Source organism: Arthrobacter dokdonellae (assembly GCF_003268655.1).
GTDB classification, from domain to species: domain Bacteria; phylum Actinomycetota; class Actinomycetes; order Actinomycetales; family Micrococcaceae; genus Specibacter; species Specibacter dokdonellae.
The window spans coordinates 1,512,288-1,532,456 of sequence record NZ_CP029642.1; the positions used below are offsets into that span (position 1 = coordinate 1,512,288).

The 20,169-nt window shown below is 70.5% G+C and carries 17 protein-coding genes; 12 read left to right on the top strand and 5 right to left on the bottom strand.

All coding sequences use genetic code 11. From position 1 onward, the window contains the following. Positions 1-33: 33 nt before the first annotated feature. Positions 34-903 carry a TIGR03089 family protein gene (locus DMB86_RS06750; protein WP_113719386.1) on the bottom strand — a complete coding sequence of 290 codons (870 nt, stop codon included), beginning with the start codon at positions 901-903 and terminating at the stop codon, positions 34-36. A gap of 422 nt (positions 904-1,325) precedes the next feature. Between DMB86_RS06750 and DMB86_RS21325 the strand changes: the two genes are divergently transcribed. The 3 genes from DMB86_RS21325 to DMB86_RS06765 all read left to right on the top strand — a co-directional run bounded on the left by DMB86_RS21325 (position 1,326) and on the right by DMB86_RS06765 (position 7,190). Continuing rightward, positions 1,326-1,880 (top strand): WhiB family transcriptional regulator, encoded by a 555-nt coding sequence (locus tag DMB86_RS21325; RefSeq protein ID WP_113717105.1) that lies wholly within the window; start codon positions 1,326-1,328, stop codon positions 1,878-1,880. Between the two features lie 524 nt (positions 1,881-2,404). Beyond that, positions 2,405-5,434, top strand: coding sequence for a glycosyltransferase (locus DMB86_RS06760; protein WP_236783362.1), 3,030 nt, complete (start codon positions 2,405-2,407; stop codon positions 5,432-5,434). Next, the gene (locus DMB86_RS06765; protein WP_129545486.1) at positions 5,427-7,190 is read left to right on the top strand and encodes a DUF5719 family protein; all 1,764 of its coding nucleotides are present in this window, start codon (positions 5,427-5,429) and stop codon (positions 7,188-7,190) included. Before DMB86_RS06760 ends, DMB86_RS06765 begins: the two co-directional genes overlap by 8 nt. A 48-nt stretch (positions 7,191-7,238) precedes the next feature. Here DMB86_RS06765 and DMB86_RS06770 read toward each other — a convergent pair whose 3' ends face one another. Further along, complete coding sequence (locus DMB86_RS06770) at positions 7,239-7,739, bottom strand: metallopeptidase family protein (protein WP_113717108.1); 501 nt, start codon at positions 7,737-7,739, stop codon at positions 7,239-7,241. A 75-nt stretch (positions 7,740-7,814) separates the two neighbouring features. Here DMB86_RS06770 and DMB86_RS06775 point away from each other — a divergent pair, with 75 nt between their 5' ends. The 4 genes from DMB86_RS06775 (at position 7,815) to DMB86_RS06790 (ending at position 10,950) form a co-directional block, all read left to right on the top strand. Further along, complete coding sequence (locus DMB86_RS06775; protein WP_113719387.1) at positions 7,815-8,225, top strand: DUF3499 domain-containing protein; 411 nt, start codon at positions 7,815-7,817, stop codon at positions 8,223-8,225. Between the two features lie 170 nt (positions 8,226-8,395). Further along, positions 8,396-8,575: a hypothetical protein gene (locus DMB86_RS06780; protein WP_113717109.1), complete on the top strand. Its 180-nt coding sequence runs from the start codon at positions 8,396-8,398 to the stop codon at positions 8,573-8,575. A 56-nt stretch (positions 8,576-8,631) separates the two neighbouring features. After that, positions 8,632-10,125 (top strand): adenosylhomocysteinase, encoded by a 1,494-nt coding sequence (ahcY, locus tag DMB86_RS06785; protein ID WP_113717110.1) that lies wholly within the window; start codon positions 8,632-8,634, stop codon positions 10,123-10,125. Between the two features lie 3 nt (positions 10,126-10,128). Then, on the top strand, positions 10,129-10,950 hold the full coding sequence (locus tag DMB86_RS06790) for an MBL fold metallo-hydrolase (RefSeq protein WP_227878635.1): 822 nt from the start codon (positions 10,129-10,131) through the stop codon (positions 10,948-10,950). Here DMB86_RS06790 and DMB86_RS06795 read toward each other — a convergent pair. Both DMB86_RS06795 and DMB86_RS06800 read right to left on the bottom strand, forming a co-directional pair. Next, positions 10,934-11,761: an SDR family oxidoreductase gene (locus DMB86_RS06795; RefSeq protein WP_113717111.1), complete on the bottom strand. Its 828-nt coding sequence runs from the start codon at positions 11,759-11,761 to the stop codon at positions 10,934-10,936. The genes DMB86_RS06790 and DMB86_RS06795 overlap by 17 nt on opposite strands. Continuing rightward, positions 11,758-13,488: an FAD-binding oxidoreductase gene (locus DMB86_RS06800; RefSeq protein ID WP_113717112.1), complete on the bottom strand. Its 1,731-nt coding sequence runs from the start codon at positions 13,486-13,488 to the stop codon at positions 11,758-11,760. Before DMB86_RS06800 ends, DMB86_RS06795 begins: the two co-directional genes overlap by 4 nt. Before the next feature lie 17 nt (positions 13,489-13,505). Between DMB86_RS06800 and DMB86_RS06805 the strand changes: the two genes are divergently transcribed. From DMB86_RS06805 to DMB86_RS06820, 4 genes are all read left to right on the top strand, one after another. Continuing rightward, positions 13,506-14,153: a TetR/AcrR family transcriptional regulator gene (locus tag DMB86_RS06805; protein WP_113717113.1), complete on the top strand. Its 648-nt coding sequence runs from the start codon at positions 13,506-13,508 to the stop codon at positions 14,151-14,153. After that, entirely contained in the window at positions 14,150-15,712 is a 1,563-nt protein-coding gene (locus tag DMB86_RS06810) for a glycerol-3-phosphate dehydrogenase/oxidase (protein ID WP_113717114.1), read from the top strand. Before DMB86_RS06805 ends, DMB86_RS06810 begins: the two co-directional genes overlap by 4 nt. Continuing rightward, entirely contained in the window at positions 15,709-16,662 is a 954-nt protein-coding gene (locus DMB86_RS06815) for a diacylglycerol/lipid kinase family protein (protein ID WP_113717115.1), read from the top strand. Before DMB86_RS06810 ends, DMB86_RS06815 begins: the two co-directional genes overlap by 4 nt. A 198-nt stretch (positions 16,663-16,860) precedes the next feature. Then, positions 16,861-18,099, top strand: a complete 1,239-nt coding sequence (locus DMB86_RS06820) for a L,D-transpeptidase (protein ID WP_113717116.1) — start codon at positions 16,861-16,863, stop codon at positions 18,097-18,099. A 49-nt stretch (positions 18,100-18,148) separates the two neighbouring features. On the opposite strand, the gene DMB86_RS06825 is transcribed toward DMB86_RS06820, so the two are convergent. Beyond that, positions 18,149-18,964, bottom strand: coding sequence for an RDD family protein (locus tag DMB86_RS06825; RefSeq protein WP_113717117.1), 816 nt, complete (start codon positions 18,962-18,964; stop codon positions 18,149-18,151). 123 nt (positions 18,965-19,087) lie between these two features. Here DMB86_RS06825 and DMB86_RS06830 point away from each other — a divergent pair, with 123 nt between their 5' ends. Continuing rightward, positions 19,088-20,080, top strand: coding sequence for a stage II sporulation protein M (locus DMB86_RS06830; protein ID WP_171814403.1), 993 nt, complete (start codon positions 19,088-19,090; stop codon positions 20,078-20,080). Positions 20,081-20,169: the final 89 nt, after the last annotated feature.

Here is a 20,169-nt window from a genome sequence, read left to right on the forward strand (position 1 = left end):
TCTGCGCCGCGGCTTCTTCGGCGGGAAGCCGTCCTACCCGGCGGCAGGGGTGGCTGCTTCCGAACCCCGCGTGACGTTCTCCGTGGCGCGCAGGCGGTCCGTGGCGGTCACTGACGGGTCCAGCAGCACGACGGACCCGCCCCGGGCCCACGTTTGCAGGGCATTATATACGACGCCGTCCCACCCATTCCGTGCCTCCAGCAGCGCGCGCTCTGGTCCGGTCTCGTGTGGTGCACCCGCTTCTTGGCCGGCCTGTCCGCCCGGTGCCGCGGCCGCGCCGGGTGCCAGCAGTTGGGCGAAAGTGGCCGTTCCTGCCGGCGTCTGCCAGGCGGCGGCGTCCTCCGCGGGTCCGTCGTCGGGGAAGAAGACGTCCGCGTGGGAGCGGACCTCGCCGGAGTAGTCCACCGCGCCGTCCGGCAGTTCGCCCATCCACCGCATGGCCAGCGCCGGCAGCGCCACCGCCACCAGCGTCGTGGTCCTACCCTGGCCTGCGGCGCGCGCCGCCACGAGGCGTTCCGCCGCCTCCGCTGGATCGGCGGTGGCCACAATGTCCGCGCGGCCAAACCCTGCCGTGGCGCCGGCAGCAGCCGCAGCGCCGTCTGCCGCAGGGCCGGCGGGGTCACCAGTGCCGGCAGCGGCCGTGGCGCCCACGGCCCACGTGGCGAGCAGCCACACCAAAGACCGCCAGTGCACAGGCATGTCCAGGGCAATCAGGGTGCCGGGTCCGGCGTCGAGCTCGTCGGCCAGGAGGTTGGCGGTCTTGGCCACCCAGTTGTCCAGCACGCGGCCGGAGAGTTCGATGCGTTCGGAATCGGGCCCGTACCAGGTCAGGCGCGGGGCGGTGGGGTTGAGTGTGCGCAGGGAATTGAGGAGCTGGGGGACGGTGGTGGGAATTTGTGCCATGGACATGATCTTTCCACGCGGGCACGTATTCGTGCCCACCCGGCCGGAGTGCTCGCGTGCAGGAGCCACAATTCCCTCGATTGGACGAATTGCCAACCGGTACGTGAATTGCGTCACATACACGTCACACGCCTGGTATGGGCCTCCACTCAAAATTCGCTAAATGCCGCGGGAATTCCCAGCAAGTTCCCAGTTCGACGATCGAAATTACCGGACACGCGCGCATATTGGTATGAAACTGCCGGGCGTGGCGCGCCGGTCGTACGGTCAGGTAACTGGATAGGATCGCCCGCCCGCTTGACGTAGGGAGACTTACACCGATGTAATTAGACCCACGAACCGCTGCCGAAGGCGCAAAGGGGCCGCAGACCGCGGACGCTTCGGCAGCGGCAGCCATGACGGCAACATTCGGGAGGACGACCATGGGGCAAGCGCAACTGAGTGTGGAGAACTACCGCGGCGAGCCGGTGCAGGCACAGGCCGCGGCGCAGTACCGGTTGAGGGGCGTGCCGGCGGACTGGTATGTGGATCCGGCCGACCCGGCAGCGGCGGCAGGGCACGAGCAGGCCGGCCTGGCCTCTTTGGAGGACGCCGCCACAGCCTTCCTGCACGCCCATGAGCTGGACGCCGACGGTGCTGGCGACGGCCGCGGGCCCGCTGACGGTGCCGGGCCCGGCGCGGCCACGGCGCTTCAGGGCGCCCCTGTGCCCGTGTGGATCGGTTTCAGGCCCGGCCTTGACGACTTCAGCGACGAAGGTGAACTAGGCTGGCAGACGGACGCTTTGTGTGCACAGACGGATCCGGAGGCATTTTTCCCGGAAAAGGGCGGCTCCACCCGCGACGCCAAGAAGGTGTGCGGCGCCTGCAACGTCAAGGCACAGTGTCTGGAATACGCTCTCGCCAATGACGAGCGGTTTGGTATCTGGGGCGGCCTGTCCGAGCGTGAACGCCGGCGGCTGCGGAAGCGAGCGGTCTAATTCTTGAAGCAGTAAAGGTCACTGCCGTTCTGGTTGCCCACAACGGCGGTGCCTACCTTCCCACGGTCTTAAGCGCCCTGGCGGCCCAAACCCGCCGGGCCACCTCCATCCTTGCCGCCGACGTTGGCTCCACGGATAATTCCGGGGAGCTGCTGCGCAAGGAACTGGGCGAGCGCAACGTCATCAACTTCGACGGCCGACGGGGCGGATACGGCGCGGCCGTCAAGGCCGTCCTCGACTACCAAAGGACCCTGCCGCAGGCGCCGTCCAAGGAGCCGGCCACTGTCGGTGCCGGCGCCGCCCGGCGGTCCTCATCGCAGACCCTGCCCGCGCACGACGCCGGACCCCCCTCCGCGGACACGTCCCGGAGCGCCCTGCGCGGCCCGGCGGGGTCCGGCGCCAGGATAGATGCCGGGCCAGGCGGGCGGGCAGACCCGCAGCACGCCGGCCCGGCCACTCTGACGACATCGAAGGACGAATGGATTTGGCTGCTGCAGGACGACGCGGCCCCAGCCCCGGATGCGCTGGAACACCTGTTGGACGCCGTCGAACGGTCCACCACCGCGACGGTGGCAGGCTGCAAGCAGCTGGACTGGGAGCAGCAGCGCAAACTCGTGGACGTGGGGCTGAAGGCCACCAAATGGTTTGACCGTTTTGCGCTCATCAACCTCGACGAGCTGGACCAGGGCCAGTATGACGGCCGCGCGGACTTCTTTGCCGTCAACGCCGCCGGGATGCTGGTGCGCCGGGACGTCTGGGAAAAGCTTGGCGGCTTTGACCCGGCCATTCCCGGGCCCGGCGACGACCTCGACTTCTGCGCCCGCGTCCGCCTCGCGGGGCACCGCGTGCTCGTGGTCCCGGCCGCCAAGGTTTTCCACGCGGTGGACCGGGACCACCCGCTCGGATCGCCCACGGCGGCCCGCAAGGCCGCCATCTTCACCCGCCTCAAGCACGCTCCGCTGTGGCAGGTCCCGCTGCTGGCCGCCGGCGCCGCCGTCTCCGCGATCTACTGGCTCTTTGCCGGCTTCCTGCTCAAGGCGCCGGGCCACGCGGTGCGGATGTTCGCCGCCACCTTTGCCGGCCTGTTCCACCCCATGGCGCTGGTGCGCAGCCGCCGCTCCCTGGCCAAGGCGCGGGTGCAGACGCGCTCCGCGCACAAGGGACTGCTGGCCACGCCGGCCGAGGCCCGGAACCAGCTCAAGGCCCTGCGTGAGGCCGTGGGTCCTGACGAGGATCAGGTTGAGCCCGCGCAATCGGGTCCGTCCATCCTCGAACCGACGGGCGACATCCACCACGAGGCTGTCACACCCCTGTCCGCCAGCCGCACTGCGCCGATTGTCAGCGCGCTCGGCCTGGTGCTGCTGCTGGCCGCGCTCTCGCTCGTGGTGCTCGGACGACTCCTCGGCGCCTCCGCGCTGGCCGGCGGCGGCCTCCTGCCGGTCTCGGCGCGCCTGGGCGACGTCTGGCGGCACGCCACCGACTGGTGGGTGTCGCTTGGCTCGGGCCTGGCCGGCCGCGGGGACCCCTTCAACTTTGTCCTGTGGATCCTCGGGGTGCTCGGCTTCGGCAACGGCTCCGCCGCCGTGCTGTGGCTGGTGCTGCTGGCCGTGCCGCTCTCCGCGTTCACCGGGTGGCTGGCCGCCGGCGCGTTCTCCCGGAACCGCTGGCCGCGCCTCGTGGCCGGGCTGGTCTGGGCGGGCGCCCCTGTCCTCCAGACCGCGCTGGGCCAGGGCCGCCTCGGGGCGCTGCTGGCGCACGTGCTGATTCCGCTGGTGGTGCTGGGCCTGGTCCGGGCCGCCGGCGGTGCCGTGGGCGCTGACAGTGCCGTGGGCGTCCGCGTGCCCGGTGTGCTGCCACAGGCCGCGGACCAGGACGGAACGGCCGCCGCGAGGCCGACCACCGTGAAGCTGGGCCGGCCCGGCGTGGACCGGAACCCGTCGTGGACGGCCGCCGCGGCGGCAGGGCTGGCCCTGGCCGCGGTCACCGCCGCGGCGCCGACGCTGTTCCCGCTCGCTGTTGTCGCCGTGCTGCTCGCCACCTTCTTCCTGGGCCGCCGCGGCAGGACCATGTGGTGGTCGCTGGTGCCCTCGATCGCCCTGTACCTGCCCTTTGCCTGGTCCGCCCGGGCCAATCCGCGCGCGCTGCTGGGGGACCCCGGGGTGCCGCTGTCCGGCAATCCCGGACCGCTGTGGGAACAGCTGTTGGGCTTCCCCAACGCCGTGGCCCCCGTGCCGCACCTGCTTGGCGGCTCGGCCGCGGGAGGGTCATTCTGGACCTGGGCCGCCGTCCTGCTGGTCGGCGCGCCCGTCGTGGTGGCGGCATTCCTCGCCCTGCTGGCCCCGCTCCGCCGGGCCGGAACGGTCCGCGCACTGTGGCTCGTGGCGCTGCTGGCGCTGGCCGTGGCCTACGGTTCCAAGCTGCTTGCCGTCTCCCTGGACGGCACGACGCTGGTCACGCCGTTCAACGGCCCCGCGGTCTCCGTGGCCCTGTTCGCCCTCGTGGGCGCCGCCCTTCTGGGGTTCGACGCCGTTTACCGCCGCGCCTACGAGCCCGCCTTCCGCGGCCGGCCGGCCAAGACCGGGAGCCGTGCCACCGCCGTCGTACTTTCCGTCGTGCTGGTCGCCGCCCCCGCGGTCAGCCTGGGGCTGTGGACGGTGAACAACCTGAACGGCAACGCGACCGGGCTGGCCGGGGCGTCTCTGGTGGCGCCGGCGAATGCCGGCAGCATCCCGGCCACCGCGGCCGACCGCGGCACCGGCCCCGAGGCCAGCCGCACCGTGGTGCTGCGCGTGCTCCCGGGCGGCGGCGTGCGGGCCACGCTGATGCAGGGCGCCGGCACCACACTGGATGCGATGTCCACGATCGCGTCGGCCGCCGACATCTCCGGCAGGGCCGGGGCCGAGACCGTCCGGACGCCGGACGCCGCCACGGCCATGCTGCGCGAAACCGTGGCAGCGCTGATGGCGAAGTCCGGAGTGGACCCGCGGCCGGAATTCCTCGAGCTCGGCGTGGGTTTTGTGGTGCTGCAAAAAGGTGACACCGCCGCCGAGCTGGTGGCCGGCGAGCTGGAAGCCGTGCCCGGACTGGACACCGTGGGCCCCACGGACTCGGGCTGGCTGTGGCGCGTGCAGCCGACCTACCGCACGACCGGGACCAGCGATGTGGTCAACCGCGTGAGGCTGGTCGATGCCAAGGGCGCCCCGGTGGCTCCGGTGGCGTCCGACGGCGAGGGTGTCAATGCGTCCGTGCCCGCCGGGGACGCCGGCCGGCGCGTGGTCCTGGCCGAGCGGTCCGACACCGGCTGGCACGCACGGTTCAACGGCCAGGAGCTGACGGCCGTGAAGGACGGCTGGTCGCAGGCCTTTGAGCTGCCTGCAGCCGCCGGCAAACTTGAAATTCACTACGACGAGCCGTGGAACGGCGTGATGGGCCTGGCACAGATTGTCCTGCTGGGACTGACCGTGCTGCTGGCCATCCCGGTGCGGGCACGCCGCGGCCGGGCCGGGGCATACCGGGACGAGGCATCATTGCACAAGGTAGGTAGAGGTGTCTGAGGACCGCATGAAGGACGACCGGCCCGAGCGTGACGCTCCTGCAGATAATGCTGCCGTGACGCCGGGCAAAAAGGCCAAGCCCGCCAAGGACGGCAAACCCGCCAAGGCCACAAAGCCTGCCCGCGCGTCCCGCCGCAAGGTGCCCACACGGGCCCGCCGTTGGCCTGCTGTCCTGGCGGGTTCCACGACGGCGGTGCTGGCCGTCGTCGTCGTGGCTGCCGGCACCGTCCTTCCCGGCATGGACGCCACGGCCCAGGTCACACCGCGGCCGCAGGTTCTGCCCGTCGGTGCAACCCTGGCAAACTGCCCCGGGCCCACCCAGCTGCTGTCCGGTTCGGCCGCGGGCACCGACCCGGAATTCTCGCCGACGTCGTCATCGACCAAGACGCTGCTCAACGCCCTGGCGCTGAGCAATGCCGACGGCGTCCTGCCGGGGGCCGCCGTGTACCCCATGGAATCGGGTTCGGCGCCGTTGGTCACGCTTTCGCCGGCACCCAAGGATGTGCCGACAGCAGCCCCCACGGGATCCTCAGCCCCGGCCACGCTGGCTCCCCTGACCGGCGCGGCCAAGGCGAAGGCCGCCGTCGTCAGTGACAAGGCCGTGGGCAAGGCGTCAGTGCTGCAGGCGCTGCCCTTTGCCGGGCAGAACGCGCGCAGCGCCGGCTCGGTGGTGGTGACGGCTGGCGACGGCGACCTCCAGGGGCTCGCCGCGGCGACGTGCCAGACGCCGTCGAACGACTTTTGGCTGGCCGGCGCCAGCACCACGGTGGGCCGGACCGCATTGCTGACGCTGGCCAATTCGACCAAGAGCGCGGCCACGGTGTCACTGGACCTGTTTGGTGCGGCCGGTCCCGTCCAGGCGCCCGGCGGCAAGTCGCTGGTGATAGCGCCCGGGGCATCGCAGTCGGTCGTGCTGTCCGGGCTGGCACCCGACCAGGAACAACTTTCGGTGCATGTCAAGAGCGCGGGAGGAGCCGTCACGGGCACCGTCCAGCAGTCGGTGCTGCGCGGGCTCACGCCCGGCGGCGTGGACTTCCTGCAGCCGGTTGAAGGACCGTCGTCGAGCACCGTCATCCCCGGCGTGCGCGTCCAGGACCCGGCAGCTGCGGCCAAGGTGGCGGGCCAAAGCGGCTATGAGGACGCCTCGGCCGCCCTTGAGGTCACGGTCCCCGGCGCCATGGACGCTGTGGTTGAGGTCAAGGCCTTCGGTCCGTCCGGCCAGGCCGCGTTGCCCGATGGCGGCGTGTTCACGGCCCGGGCCGGCAAGGTCACCTCGCTCCCGCTCTCCGGGCTGCCGCAGGGAACCTATGCGCTCAGCGTGACGTCAGACTCCGCCGTGGTGGCAGGGGCGCGACTGGCCAATTCGACCAAGCCGGGAAGCGCCGTCGACCTCGCGTTTTCCCCGTCGGCCAGCCGGCTGGGCGTCAACCACCTGGCCACGCTGCCCGGGGGAGTTGACTCCAGCTTTGCCTTCACCGCGCCGGCCGGTGCCGCCACGGTGACGCTGGTTCCGGTCTCCGCGGCGGGCGTGCTTGGTGCCGCGAAGACCGTGGAGCTGAAGGCCGGCGTCACCACCGTGGTGGATCCTGCCGCATTGCTGGGCAAGGACGCCGCCGCCGCGCTGGTGTCCGCCACCGGGGAACCGGCCTACGGATCCCAGCTGCTCGGCACCAAGGGCTCGGCCAACATCGCGGTGCTGCCCTTCGCCGGCACCGGCGCCGAATCACACACGCTGGAGATCACCACCGGGTACTGAGCGGTCCAGTCCTGCGCATGGCAAAAGCCGGGACGGTGAGGCGCTTCGTCAGCCCCCGTGCCGGAACCGCCCAAACAGCGGGTCCACAGTGTCCGGGTCGATGTTCAGCAGCCCTGCCACCTGCTCGATGAGGACCTCGTGGATCAGTTCGCGCACCTGCCAGGGGGAGTCGCAGAGGGCCTCCACCGGGTGCCGGTAAATCACAATCAGCGGATGTGTTGGGCCTGAACCCATCGTGTATTTCCCCAGCGGGGCCTGCGCACCGGAGGCAATGAGCCCCTCCAAGTTGTCCGGCACCTCCTCGACCAGGTACTCCACATCGGCCAGCTGCGCGCTCCACAGCTCACGGAGGCGTTCCGCGGAGTCCACCACCAGGTCCTCGAACCGTTCGCTGCGGGTCCGGGCGCCCGGCAGCCCGGGCAGCAGCAGGGGCCCGCGCAGCCCCCGGCCGTGGCGGTTGCGCCGGCGCTGCGGGAAGGAACGTGCGGGCGCGTCGGGGCCATCGTTGAACGTGATGTTGAAACCTGGTTCCGGGGCATTGGACTGCATCTTTTCACTCTAGTTCACGCCTGCCAGGTGCGCCGCGGAGGGAAATTCGGCCCAACCCGGGTAATCTTGGGAATCGTGGGAAACCTTCGTCAATGCACCCGATCAGCCTGCCGCGAGCCGGCCGTCGCCACCTTGACGTACGTCTATGCCGACTCCACCGCCGTCCTTGGCCCGCTCGCCACCTTCGCCGAACCGCACTGCTACGACCTCTGTTCCAAGCACTCGGCCCGGCTCACCGTCCCACGCGGTTGGGAAGTGCTCCGCCTGGCCCGCTCGGACACGCCCCCGCCACCCGGACCCGACGACCTCCTGGCCCTCGCCGACGCCGTGCGTGAGGCCGCCAATGCCGACCCGTACGACGCCGGACCCGCCCCCCAGCGCGAGGCCCGCCCCACGCTGGAAAGGCCAGGCGGCCCCCCACGCGGTGCGCAGCCCGGGCAGCCGGGCGCCGGCCGGCGCGGCCATCTGCGCATCCTGCGCGACTGACCGGCTTTCAGGGCCCTGCGAATCGATGGTGCAGCTCCCGCGACATGGAGGCAGTTGAACCCGCATTAGCTGCACCGCCGAATCCGGCGGGGCCCGCGCACCCTGACTAGACTGGTCAGCCAAGGCCCCTTGCACGGGTCAAACCGCAGGCCCAAGGAGAAGAGAAGTCCATGGCGAAAATGAGCGACGAGCTGCTGAGCGTGCTCCGCTGCCCCGTGACAGGATCGACGCTGGTGCAGGAAGGCGGGGAACTGCGCACCACCGCGCCGGGCCCGGACGGGCTGCCGCTGCGCTACACCATCGACGAAGGCATCGCCCTGCTGCTCCGCCCCGAGCAGCTGGACCCCTGACGCACCGACAAATCCCAGCAGACCCGCGCACAGCCGCCAAGCATAAGGACACGCCCATGAGCAGCACCGCAGTCAAGACCCTCAGGCCGGAAGACTACAAGGTCGCCGACATCAATCTGGCCGCCGCCGGCCGGCACCAGATCCGCCTGGCCGAATTTGAAATGCCGGGCCTGATGAGCCTGCGTGAGGAGTACAAGGACAGCCAGCCGCTGGCGGGCGCCCGCATTGCCGGCTCCCTGCACATGACCGTCCAGACCGCAGTGCTGATCGAGACGCTGACGGCCCTGGGCGCCGAGGTGCGCTGGGCGTCCTGCAACATCTTCTCCACGCAGGACGAGGCCGCCGCCGCCATAGTGGTCGGCAACGGCACCCCGGAAAACCCGCGTGGTGTGCCCGTCTTTGCGTGGAAGGGGGAAACCCTCGAGGAATACTGGTGGACCGCCCAGCAGATCCTCACCTGGCCCGGTGCCGCGAGGGACCCTGAAAAGGGTGCCAACATGATCCTGGACGACGGCGGCGACGCCACCATGCTGGTCCACAAGGGCGCCGAATTCGAGGCCGCCGGCCGCGTCCCGGACACCACGGACGCGGACTCAGAGGAAGGCGCCATCTTTCTGGCCGCCCTGCGCGAATCCCTCAAAAATGACAATCAAAAGTGGACGCGGATCGCCGCGCAGATCCACGGGGTCACCGAGGAAACCACCACCGGCGTGCACCGCCTGTACCAGCTGGCCGCCGAGGGCAAGCTCCTGTTCCCGGCCATCAACGTCAACGACTCCGTCACCAAGTCCAAGTTCGACAACAAGTACGGCATCCGCCACTCCCTGCCGGACGGGCTGATGCGCGCCACGGACGTGCTGCTGGGAGGCAAGGTGGCCGTGGTGTGCGGCTACGGCGACGTCGGCAAGGGGGCCGCCGAGGCCCTCCGCGGCCAGGGCTCGCGCGTGATCGTCACCGAGATCGACCCCATCTGCGCGCTGCAGGCCGCCATGGACGGCTACCAGGTGGCAAGGCTCGAGTCCGTCATCGGCCAGGGCGACATCTTCATCACCACCACCGGCGGCCTGGGCATCATCTCGGCCGCGGACATGCTGAAGATGAAAAACAAGGCCATCGTGGGCAACGTGGGCCACTTCGACAACGAAATCGACATGGCCGGACTCGCCAGGATCGACGGCGTGGAGAAGGTGGAAATCAAGCCGCAGGTCCACGAGTGGGTCTTTGCGAAGGGCACCGCCCACGAGCGTTCCATCATCGTGCTCTCCGAGGGCCGCCTGCTGAACCTGGGCAACGCCACCGGCCACCCGTCGTTCGTCATGTCCAACTCCTTTACCAACCAGGTCATCGCCCAGATCGAGATCTTCACCAAGACCAACACCGATGAGTACCAAAAGCAGGTGTACGTCCTGCCGAAGATCCTCGACGAGAAGGTGGCCCGCCTGCACCTGGCCGCGCTGGGCGTGGAGCTCACCGAGCTCACCGCGGAGCAGGCGGCCTACCTGGACCTGGACCCGGCCGGCCCGTACAAGCCCGGCCACTACCGGTACTGAGCCGTGCCGCACTGGCAGCAGACGGGCCCGCTCAGCCGCAGCCTGCGGGCGGACAATCCGGGTCCCATGACGCTGGACGGCACCAACAGCTACGTGCTGGCCGCCCCCGGATCCGGCACCGTGGTGGTCGTCGACCCGGGTCCGCTTCTGGAAGGACACCTGGCGGCGCTGGCCGGGGCCGGCGACGTGGAGCTGATCCTCATCACGCATCACCACGAAGACCACACCGGGGGCAGCGCCCGGCTCCGCGAGCTCACCGGAGCGCCGGTCCGCGCCCTCCACCCGGACTTCTGCCACGGGGGAGCGCCGCTGTCAGACGGCGAACTGATCCGCGCCGCGGGCGTGGAGATCGGGGTCCTGGCCACCCCGGGCCACACGTCGGATTCCGTCTGCTTTGTCCTCACGGACCCCGCACAGAAGGACGACGGCGGCCCTTCCCAGGTGCTCACCGGCGACACCGTGCTGGGCCAGGGCACCACGGTGCTTGACCACCCGGACGGACGCCTGGGCGACTATCTGGACTCGCTGGAAAAGCTGCTCGCCGTCGGCAGCCATGACGGGCAGCCCGTCGCCGTGCTGCCCGCCCATGGACCGGTGCTGCCGGACCTGGCCACCATCGCCGCCGCCTACCAGGCACACCGGCAGGAGCGGCTCGTCCAAGTGCGCTCCGCCGTCGACCGTTTGGAAGCGGAAGGCACGGAGGCCACCGCGGAAGCCGTGGCGGCCGCCGTCTACGGAGACGTCCCGGGAAGCCTGCGCGGCGCCGCGCAGCTCTCGGTGGAGGCGCAGCTGGATTACCTGCGGGGCGCTACTTCCGCCCGGTGAAGTGCTCCATGGATTTGTAGACGCCGAACATGCGGCCGGCCACCACGTCCCAGGCGGCGACCGGCAGGATTCCGCGCAGGGCGGTGCTCAGCTTGACCGTCCACGGCATCATGAGCATCGGCGTGCCTTCCTTCATGGCCCGCCACACGCGCCGGGTGACGTCGGCGGGCTCCATGAGCGGGGTCAGCAGCGGGCCGCGCGCGCCCTCGAACATGCCCGTCTTGATGTAGGACGGGCAGAAGGTGGTCACCTTGACGTGGCGGTGGCCGGCCTGCTGCAGTTCCAGCCGCAGCGAGTCGCTCCAGCCAATCACGGCCCACTTGGAGGACGAATACACGCTCATGCGCGGGTTGGCGAGCAGGCCCGCTGCCGAGGCCACGTTCACGATCCGCGACGTCCGCCCGCCGCTGATCATGGCGGGCAGGAACTCGCGGGTGATGTGCATCAGGGCGAGGGAGTTGATGGCCATGGTGGCGGCGATGTCCGCGCGCTGGTCGTGCTCCCAGAAGTACTTGCCGCGAACAATGCCGGCGTTGTTGATCAGGATGTCCGGCGTGCCGACGTCGGCGCGCACGTTTTCCGCGGCGGCCTCGATGGCCTCAAGGCTGCTGACGTCCACCACGTAGCGGTGGATCTCCGAGCCGCGGCCGGCGAGCTCCGCGGCGGCCTGCTCCAGCAGCCCGCCGTTGATGTCCCACAGCACCACATGGGCTGCGTGGTCCTGCACCGCCAGCTGGGCGTACATTTTGCCCATGCCCATGGCGGCGCCGGTAATCAGGACGGTTGTGCCGGTGAGGGATTCGAGGGTCATTGCGGTGCCTCCAGGTCGGGCGGGTCCGTCGGGTCGGTCGGGTCGGTCGGGTCCGGCGGGTCGGTCGGTGCCGCCGGAATGAGCTTGCCCGGGTTCATGATGCCCCGGGGGTCGAGCGTGGCTTTGATGCCGGCCAGGACCCTGACGCCAAGGTCCCCGATCTCCGCGCGCATATACGGCGCGTGGTCCATCCCGACGGCGTGGTGGTGCGTGATGGTGGCGCCGGCCGCCACAATCGCGTGCGAGGCCGCCGCCTTGACGCGGGCGTTCTGGGCCAGGCCGTCCTCCTCGAGGCCGGCGAGGAACGTGAAGTAGAGGGAGGCGCCGTCGGAGTACACATGGGAAATGTGGGTCTGGACGTAGGCGCCGCCGCCCTTTTCCTGCAGCGCGGTGAGGATGGCCCGCCGGACGCTGCGGTAGGTCTCCTCGACACGGCCCCAGGTGGCGGCCGTTTCCAGCGTCTCGACGTAGACGCCGCGGGTCAGCAGCTCGTCGCGCAGGTACGGCGCGTTGAACCGCCCGTGCTCCCACGACCTTCCGGGCAGGGGCCCCAGCGGGATGCCGCCGCCCCGGCGCAGGATCCGCGCGCTGCGCCGCCTGCGCGCCGTTGCCTCCGGCCTGCCGCCTTCCCAGACGAACAGGGCCAGCGCCGGCGTCTTCTGGCCGCGGACCGCCAGATAACGGGACAGCGCCGCGGTCTTCGCCCCGCCCAGCTTGAAGGTCGACGCCGTTTCATCCGTGTCGCTCAGCCGGCACACGTGCGGCATGTCACCCCGGACGCCGTCCTGCCGCAGCCGCCGTAAGGCCTCCGCCCCCGCCTCGAAGGTCGGGAAGGACCACGCGCCATAAACCTTGTCTGCCGGCGCCGGGGAAACCTTCATCGTGGCGCTCGTGATGACCCCCAGGGTGCCTTCACTGCCGACGACGACGTCGAGCAGCTTGGGCCCGGCGGCCGTTCCCGGTGCCAGGGACCCGGCGTCGAACGGCCCGACGGGGGTCTCCAGGTGCACGGACTTGACCAGGTCGTCCGCGCGGCCGTAACCGGTGGATGCCTGGCCGGCGGAACGGGTGGCGACGTAGCCTCCCAGCGTGGCTTCCTGATGGCTTTGGGGAAAGTGGCCCAGCGTGAAACCGTGCGGGGCCAGGGCCGCCTCGAGGGCGGGGCCCCTGATGCCTGCCTCGAAGGACGCCGTGCGGGAGAGCCGGTCCACGTGGAGCAGCCGGTCCATGCGCCGCAGGTCCAGGGTGATGACCCCCGCGAACCGTCCGCGCAGTGGCTCCACGCCGCCCACCACGGAGGTGCCGCCGCCAAAGGCCACCACCGCCAGCTGCCGCTTCCCGCACAGGTCCAGGATGCCCCGCACTTCGGCGCTGCTGCCAGGGTAGACGACGGCGTCGGGGGCGTCGAGCGCGTCCCCGCTGCGGCGGCGCAGCAGGTCCGGCGTGCTCTTGCCGCCCGCATGGCGGATGCGTTCCGTTGCGTCCGTTGAGACGTGTTCAGCCCCGGTGATGGCCCGGAATCCGGCCAGCGCCCCTTCATCCAGGGCGACCGGGCCCACCCGGACGTCGGCGAGGTCCACGGGAGGGTGCGCCGCCCCGACGCTGGCGAGCCTGAGGGTGCGGCGCAGATAGGCCAGGGCGGCAGGTGTCAGGGGCCGGGCCCGTCCCGGGTCGCCCCAGCCGAACCAGACGGACCGGGATATTTCCTCTGTGAGATGGGTCACCATGAGCTACAGTGTGACACATGACGTCACAACGTACCATCCGGCCGGCCGACGCGGCGCTCCTGGCCGCCACCCGGGACGCCGTGGTGCTCCATGGCATCCGGCGCACCACGGCCAACGACATCGCCGAGCGCGCCGGGGTCTCCCGCATGACGTTTTACCGCCGGATGGGGTCGGTGGAAAACGCCGTGCTGGCAATGCTCACGGGGGAGTTCCGCAGCTACGCCGGCGCCGTGCGGACGGCCACCCCCACCGGCACGGGCCGTGAACGGCTGGTCCACTTCGCCGTCGCAAGCGTCCGGGTGTTCGCGACGTCGGAGCTGTTGGCCTCCATCGCCGAGCGCGACCCCGAGTTCCTGATCCCGTACGTCACGGACCGGTTCGGGGCGAGCCAGCAGCTGGTCCTTGACCAGCTGCACGAACTGCTCGGGGCCGGCGCCGCGGACGGCACCATCGAGGCCGGCGCGGACACGGCCCCCGCGCTGCTGCTGGCCGTCCAGGGGGTGGCGCTGTCCTCCCGGGTCCTGTTGAAGACGGGGGCCTTCGAAGGCGCCCTCGCGGAACTGGGGAAGATGCTGGACCGCTACCTCACGCCGGCGGACGCGCGCAGGGCGGACGCGGGCAGGGCGCACGTGCGCAGGGCAGGGGTGCGGAGCGGAACGGCATGAGCACGGACAACCCGACGTGGATCAATGACGGAACCCGCCGGCGCTCGCTGGATTACGTGGCCGCCCACACGGTCGACGTCGCGGTGGTGGGCGGGGGCATCACCGGGGCCGGCGTGGCCCTGGACGCCGTCAGCCGCGGCCTGAGTGTGGCCCTCGTGGAGGCCGGCGACTTCGCCTCCGGGACCAGCGGCTACAGCTCCAAGCTCATCCACGGCGGGCTGCGGTACCTGGCCAAAATGGACCTCGGCGTGGCGTGGGAATCGGCGGTGGAGCGGCGGTGGCTGATGGAGCGGATCGCCCCGCACCTGGTCCGCCCGCTGGGGTTCGTCATCCCGGTCACGCGCGGCGCACCGGCGTGGGAAGGCGCCGCGGAAGGGCTCGGCGTGGTCATCTACGACGTGCTGCGCAGGCTCTCCGGGCTGGGCGGCGGGGTCCTGCCGCGGCCCCAGCTGCTCTCCGGCCTGGCGGCGGCGGCGCTGGCGCCCGGCCTTGACCCGCACGCGCTGCGACGCGGGATCCTGTACTGGGATGGACAGGCCGTCGACGACGTCAGGCTGGTGCTCGGCGTCGTCCGGACCGCCGCGGGGCTGGGCGCGCACATGCTGCGCGACGTCAAGGCCGCCGGCATCACCGCGACGACGGTGGCCGCCGTCGACACCCGGTGCGGCGCCCGCGTGACGGTAAACGCCCGGGCGGTGGTGAACGCGACCGGCCTATGGGCCGCGGACTTTGAACCTGGTCTGGCCGTGATCCCCAGCCGGGGAACGCACCTGGTGGTCCGGGCGGACCGGCTGGGCAATCCCCAAGCCGCGCACACGGTCCCGGTCCCGGGGCACTTTGGCCGCTATGTCTTTGTGCTGCCGCAGACCGGCGGCGTGGTGTACATCGGGCTGACGGATGAGGAGGACCACGGCGCGGACGGCCACCATCCGGCGGTGCCGGAGCGCGACGTCGGCTTCCTCCTGGACATTGTCAACGCCACCCTGGCCGTACCCCTGGCCCGCGACGACGTGGTGGGAGCCTTTGCCGGGCTGCGGCCCCTGGTGCGGACCCCGCACGACGGCGGCGCCGCCGGCAGCGCCGACATCTCCCGCCGGCATCTGGTCCGGGATGTTCCGGGCACGCCGGTCACGGTGGTGGGCGGGAAGCTGACCACGTACAGGAGGATGGCCCAGGACGCCGTGGACGCCGTCGCGGCGAGGCTTGAGGCCCCAGCCCCCTGCCGCACCAGGACGCTGCCGCTGGCGGGCGCGGCGTCCCCTCGCGAGCTGGATGCCGTGGATGCACCGGCGCGGCTGGTCGCGAAGTACGGGACGGAGGCCTTGGACGTGTTGGCGTTGGCGCGGCTGGACCCGCTGCTGGCGGGACCCTTGTTTGAGGGCACGGAGATCACCGGCGCGGAGCTGCTGTTTGCGGTGCGCGCCGAGGGGGCGTCCAGCGTGGATGACCTGCTGGAGCGGCGCACCCGGCTGTCCTTCGTGCCGGCAGACGCGGCCCGGGCGCGCGGGCGTGCCGCCGAGATCCTGGCGCTCGCCGGCACTTTCGGAGCCGCGCAGTGAGCGCCGCATTTGGCGGGGTTCCCGCTGGCGGCCCGGCGGGCTTCCCCGCGGGCGGTTGGGGAGGCGGGGAGGCGCTGCTGCTGGTCAACCCGACGTCGGGCCGGGGCCGGGGCCTGCAGCTGCTGCCGCGCACCGCCCGGGCGCTGCGGGCCGCGGGGTTGACGCCCATGGTTTGCGTCACGGACTCGCTGGCGGACGCCACGGCACAGGCCCGCGCGGCCGCGCCGGGAAGCCTGGTGGCCGTGCTGGGCGGTGATGGGTCCTTGGGGGCCGCGGCAGGAGGAGCACGGGAGTCGGGCGCCGTCGTCCTGCCACTGGCGGCCGGTCGGGGCAACGACACGGTGCGGCGCCTGGGACTGCCGCTGGACCCCGTCAAGGCGGTGCGGGGGCTGGGTGCTCTGGTGGTGCGCGAGCTTGACCTGGGCATGGTCAACGGGCGCCCGTACTTCGGTGTGGCCAATGTGGGCTTCGATGGGTTGGCCAACGAGTACGGCAACGGCGCGCGGCTGAACCTGGGGCCGTTTGTGTACTTGTACGGCGGGCTGAAGGCCTTCAGGGCGTGGAAGGACGTGACGCTGACCGTGTCCGTGGACGGCCTTGAGACCACGTTTCCCGGCTGGTTTGTGGCGGTGGGGAACGTGGGCCAGTACGGGGGAGGCCTGCGGATTTGCCCGGAGGCATTGGTTGACGACGGCCTGCTGGACGTGGTCTCGCTGGGCCGGGCGTCAATCCCGGCCGTGGTGGCGACGTTCCTCAGGTCGTACCGGGGCGCGCACCTGGGCCAGGCGAACATCAGCTTCACGCGGGGCTCGGCGGTGACCATCAGCGCCAACAGGCCTCTGAATGTCTACGCCGACGGCGAGCGGGTGGCCGAGCTGCCGGTGACGGTGGGGATCGCGCCCGCAGCCGTCAAGGTGCTGGTGCCGGAGGGCTCGGGGGCTTTTGGGTGACTGGGGATGGTCCATCGCCGGCTAAGGGCCCAGCCGGCGATGGATTGACAACCGCCACCCAGTGGTTACCCAATCGCAACACCTGAAGGGCGTTGCCTGACAGCTTGCAGCGGCATTGGCGCGTAAAATCAGTCACTGGCCGTGTCAAAGTCACGTGCCGTCACCGTGGAACCAGTCCACCGATTTGGGGGAGTTTGCATGCCGGAGTTGGATACCGCCCGGAAGCCCCGCAGGGCCTGGAAAATCGCGGTAGTTGCGGCGGTTGCCCTGGCCATTGGCGTCGGCGGCGTCGGCGCGGCGACGGCCAATTCCTGGCTCCCCGAGGGGCCCGCCACTGCCCAACGGGCTGCCGCCCCGACAACGCCTCCGGCCGCTCCGGTGGAACTCGCGGTGACCCCCACGGCCGAGACGGAAGGCTACAACCCGGCAGTGCCCGTCGTCGCCGAGGTCCAGACCGGCTCCATCCACAGCGCCATCCTGAAGGAAACGGACACCGGCGCCACCACGGACGGGGAACTGTTCCTCAGCGGCCGCAAGTGGATTTCCACCTCGCCGCTGGCCTTCAACACCGACTACACATTCAGCGTCACCACCATGGACGGCAACGGGAACCTGGCGACCCAGGCAAGCACCTTCACCACTGTCCCGGAAGCCAACGAGGCTGACATGTGGATGTACCCGGCAGACACTTCCACGGTGGGGGTGGCCCAACCGCTGGAGTTCCACTTCAGCGAACCGGTGGCCAACAAGGCCGCCGTCGAGAAAGCCATCACGGTCACGTCCGCCACCGGCCAGAAGGGCTCATTCCACTGGTATTCGGACACCATGGCCAGGTACCGCGCCGCCGACTACTGGCCGGCCAACACGGCCCTGAAGGTTGACATCAAGCTGTTCGGCGTGGACTACGGCAACGGCATGATCGGCAACTTCAACAAGACCAACACCATCAACATCGGCGACAAGGTCGTCATGGAAGCCGACGCCACGGCCAAGGTGGTCAACATCTTCGTCAACGACCAACTCGCCAAAACATTCCTGGCATCCATGGGCGACGAACGATTCCCTTCCGCCGCCGGCTACCTGGTGCTCACGGCAGACAAACAGCGCCATGCCACGTTCGACGCCGCCACCATCGGGCTCAAGCCCGGAGACCCCGCCTACTACGGCAAGCTCAAGGTCGAATACGCCACGCGGCTGGCCAACAGCGGCATCTTCATCCATTTGGCCGCGCCCGTCGCCATCCCCTACCTGGGCAAGGTCAACCTCTCCCACGGCTGCATCGGCCTGGACCGCGAGGGCGCCTCCTGGGTGTTCAACAACATGTTGCCCGGCGATCTCGTCCACACGGTCCGCACGGGCCACCCCACCAACACCATCGCGCCCACGGACGGATTCGGGGACTGGAACATCCCGTACGCCCAGTACGCGAACAAGTAGCCCTGCGCACGGATCCCTGGCAACGGGGTTCCCGTCCGTGCCCGTGGTCCTAGGAGCGGCTGCCGTTCGTTCCCACGCCATGACCATTGAGTAGTGTGCGCAGATGCGCGGCCCGCTCCTCGGCCGCGGACAGCCTGGCAAATTCCCGGTCGCGCCGCTCGGACATCAAGGCCGCCAGAAAAAACTCCGGGGGCGTGCCGGCCGGCGGCAGCGGCGCGACGAAAGCGGAAGCCTCATCCGCCAAGGCGACCCCCATGGCTTCACGGGACAGACCGGCCATCCGCCCGCCCTGACGCAGGAACACCGAAACACGCCGGGCCAGCGGGTCCGGCAGTCGGCCGATGTCGGCGAGCCGCGCCCACGGCGCCAACGCCGGCACCGTGTGCACCTGCAGCGGCTGTGACTTGGGGGCCCGGTCCCTGATCGCATAGGTGCCTGCCATCATGTCGCCCAGGCGCTTCGACTTGTCGTTAAAGAGGCACACCAGGAACGCCACGGAACCCAGCGACATATAGATCTCAAACACCGCCAGGAGGCCACGGACCAAGGCTTGGCGGAAGCGGATGGAGCCTCCGTCGTCGCGCACCACCCGCAGGCCCATGACCAGCTTGCCCACGGACTTTCCACGTGTGGCGGTCTCCACGGCAATGGGCAGCGCCACCACAATCCCCACCAGCGTCACCAGGACGATGGCGCGGGCCGCGGCCCCGTCCAGGAGATTCGGCACGGCGCCCATGACAAAAATGGCGCCGATGACCAGTGCAATGGTCACCAGCACGTCGATGGCGGACCCCAGCGAGCGGGCGGCAAACGACGCCGGGCGCAGTTCCAGGACGACCGCCTCGCCGGTGATGATCTCGGACATGAAACCAGTCTAGTGGGGCCGCACTGCCGGCAGGCCCGGGCCGCCGGGGGCCCCGCTGCCCAAGGTCAGCAGGCCGCAGGCCGCAGCGGCCGCCGCTGCCTGCGTTGCCGGTAGGCTGGCTGCGTGGACCTGGACGCGTTTACCGCAGTGCACCGCCGGCAGTGGGAGCGGCTGAATTCGCTTGCCCGGAAGCGCAGGCTCACGGGCAACGAGGCGGACGAACTCCTGGAGCTGTACCAAAGCGCCTCCGCCCAGCTGTCCCTGATCCGCTCCGTCGCGGCCGAGAGCGCGCTTTCCGCCTCCCTGTCCGCCATCCTGGCCAACGCCCGCACCCGCTTCACCGGCGCCCGGTCCAACGTGTTCGCCGATGTGGCCCGCTTCTTCGCCATCTCCCTGCCGGCCGCGTTCTACCGGCTGCGGTGGCTGACCGTCATTGTGGGCGCCGTCTTCACCGTCATCGGAGCGCTCTTCGCCGCATGGGCGGCCGGCAACCCGGCCGTGCTGGCGGCCCTGGGCAGCGACGCGCGCCTGCAGCAGCTGGTCAACCACGACTTCGTCAACTACTACTCCGAGAACCCCGCCGCGTCCTTCGCCGGGTCCGTCTGGACCAACAACGCCTGGATCGCCGCCCAATGCGTGGCCCTGGGCATCACGGGCGTGTTTGTGCCCTACTCGCTGTTCATGAACGCGCAAAACGTGGGCATCACCGCAGGCGTCATGTTCGCCTACGGGCGCGGCGACACCTTCTTCAGCTACATCCTCCCGCACGGCCTCATGGAACTGACCAGCGTCTTCATTGCCTCCGCCGCCGGCCTGCGCATCTTCTGGGCCTGGGTGAGCCCCGGGCCGCGCACCCGGCTCGACTCCCTGGCGCTGGAGGGACGCTCCCTGGTGACCACCGCCGTCGGCCTGGTCTTTGTCCTGTTCATCTCCGGGCTCGTGGAAGCCTACGTCACGCCCAGCCCGCTGCCCGTCTGGGCGAAGATCACCGTCGGCGCGCTCGTCCTGGCCGCGTACTGGACCTACACGCTGGTGCCGGGCCATCGCGCCTGGCTGGCCGGGGAGCGCGGCGACCTCTCCGCGGACGACGCCGGGGCTGCCGCGCCTTCCGCCTGACGCCCGCCTGTGGGTGCGGTGCCAGTTTGACGCCCGCCCGGGGTGGCACCCGCCCCGGGACAGCATCCGCCGGTATCCTTGCGGGTGTG

Coding starts and splice junctions, on each gene's coding strand:
- ahcY (WP_113717110.1), top strand. CDS start 8,632: ATGAGCAGCACCGCAGTCAAGACCCTCAGGCCGGAAGACTACAAGGTC.
- DMB86_RS06800 (WP_113717112.1), bottom strand. CDS start 13,488: ATGGTGACCCATCTCACAGAGGAAATATCCCGGTCCGTCTGGTTCGGC.
- DMB86_RS06795 (WP_113717111.1), bottom strand. CDS start 11,761: ATGACCCTCGAATCCCTCACCGGCACAACCGTCCTGATTACCGGCGCC.
- DMB86_RS06770 (WP_113717108.1), bottom strand. CDS start 7,739: ATGCAGTCCAATGCCCCGGAACCAGGTTTCAACATCACGTTCAACGAT.
- DMB86_RS06825 (WP_113717117.1), bottom strand. CDS start 18,964: ATGTCCGAGATCATCACCGGCGAGGCGGTCGTCCTGGAACTGCGCCCG.
- DMB86_RS21325 (WP_113717105.1), top strand. CDS start 1,326: ATGGGGCAAGCGCAACTGAGTGTGGAGAACTACCGCGGCGAGCCGGTG.
- DMB86_RS06820 (WP_113717116.1), top strand. CDS start 16,861: ATGCCGGAGTTGGATACCGCCCGGAAGCCCCGCAGGGCCTGGAAAATC.
- DMB86_RS06810 (WP_113717114.1), top strand. CDS start 14,150: ATGAGCACGGACAACCCGACGTGGATCAATGACGGAACCCGCCGGCGC.
- DMB86_RS06780 (WP_113717109.1), top strand. CDS start 8,396: ATGGCGAAAATGAGCGACGAGCTGCTGAGCGTGCTCCGCTGCCCCGTG.
- DMB86_RS06805 (WP_113717113.1), top strand. CDS start 13,506: ATGACGTCACAACGTACCATCCGGCCGGCCGACGCGGCGCTCCTGGCC.
- DMB86_RS06750 (WP_113719386.1), bottom strand. CDS start 903: ATGGCACAAATTCCCACCACCGTCCCCCAGCTCCTCAATTCCCTGCGC.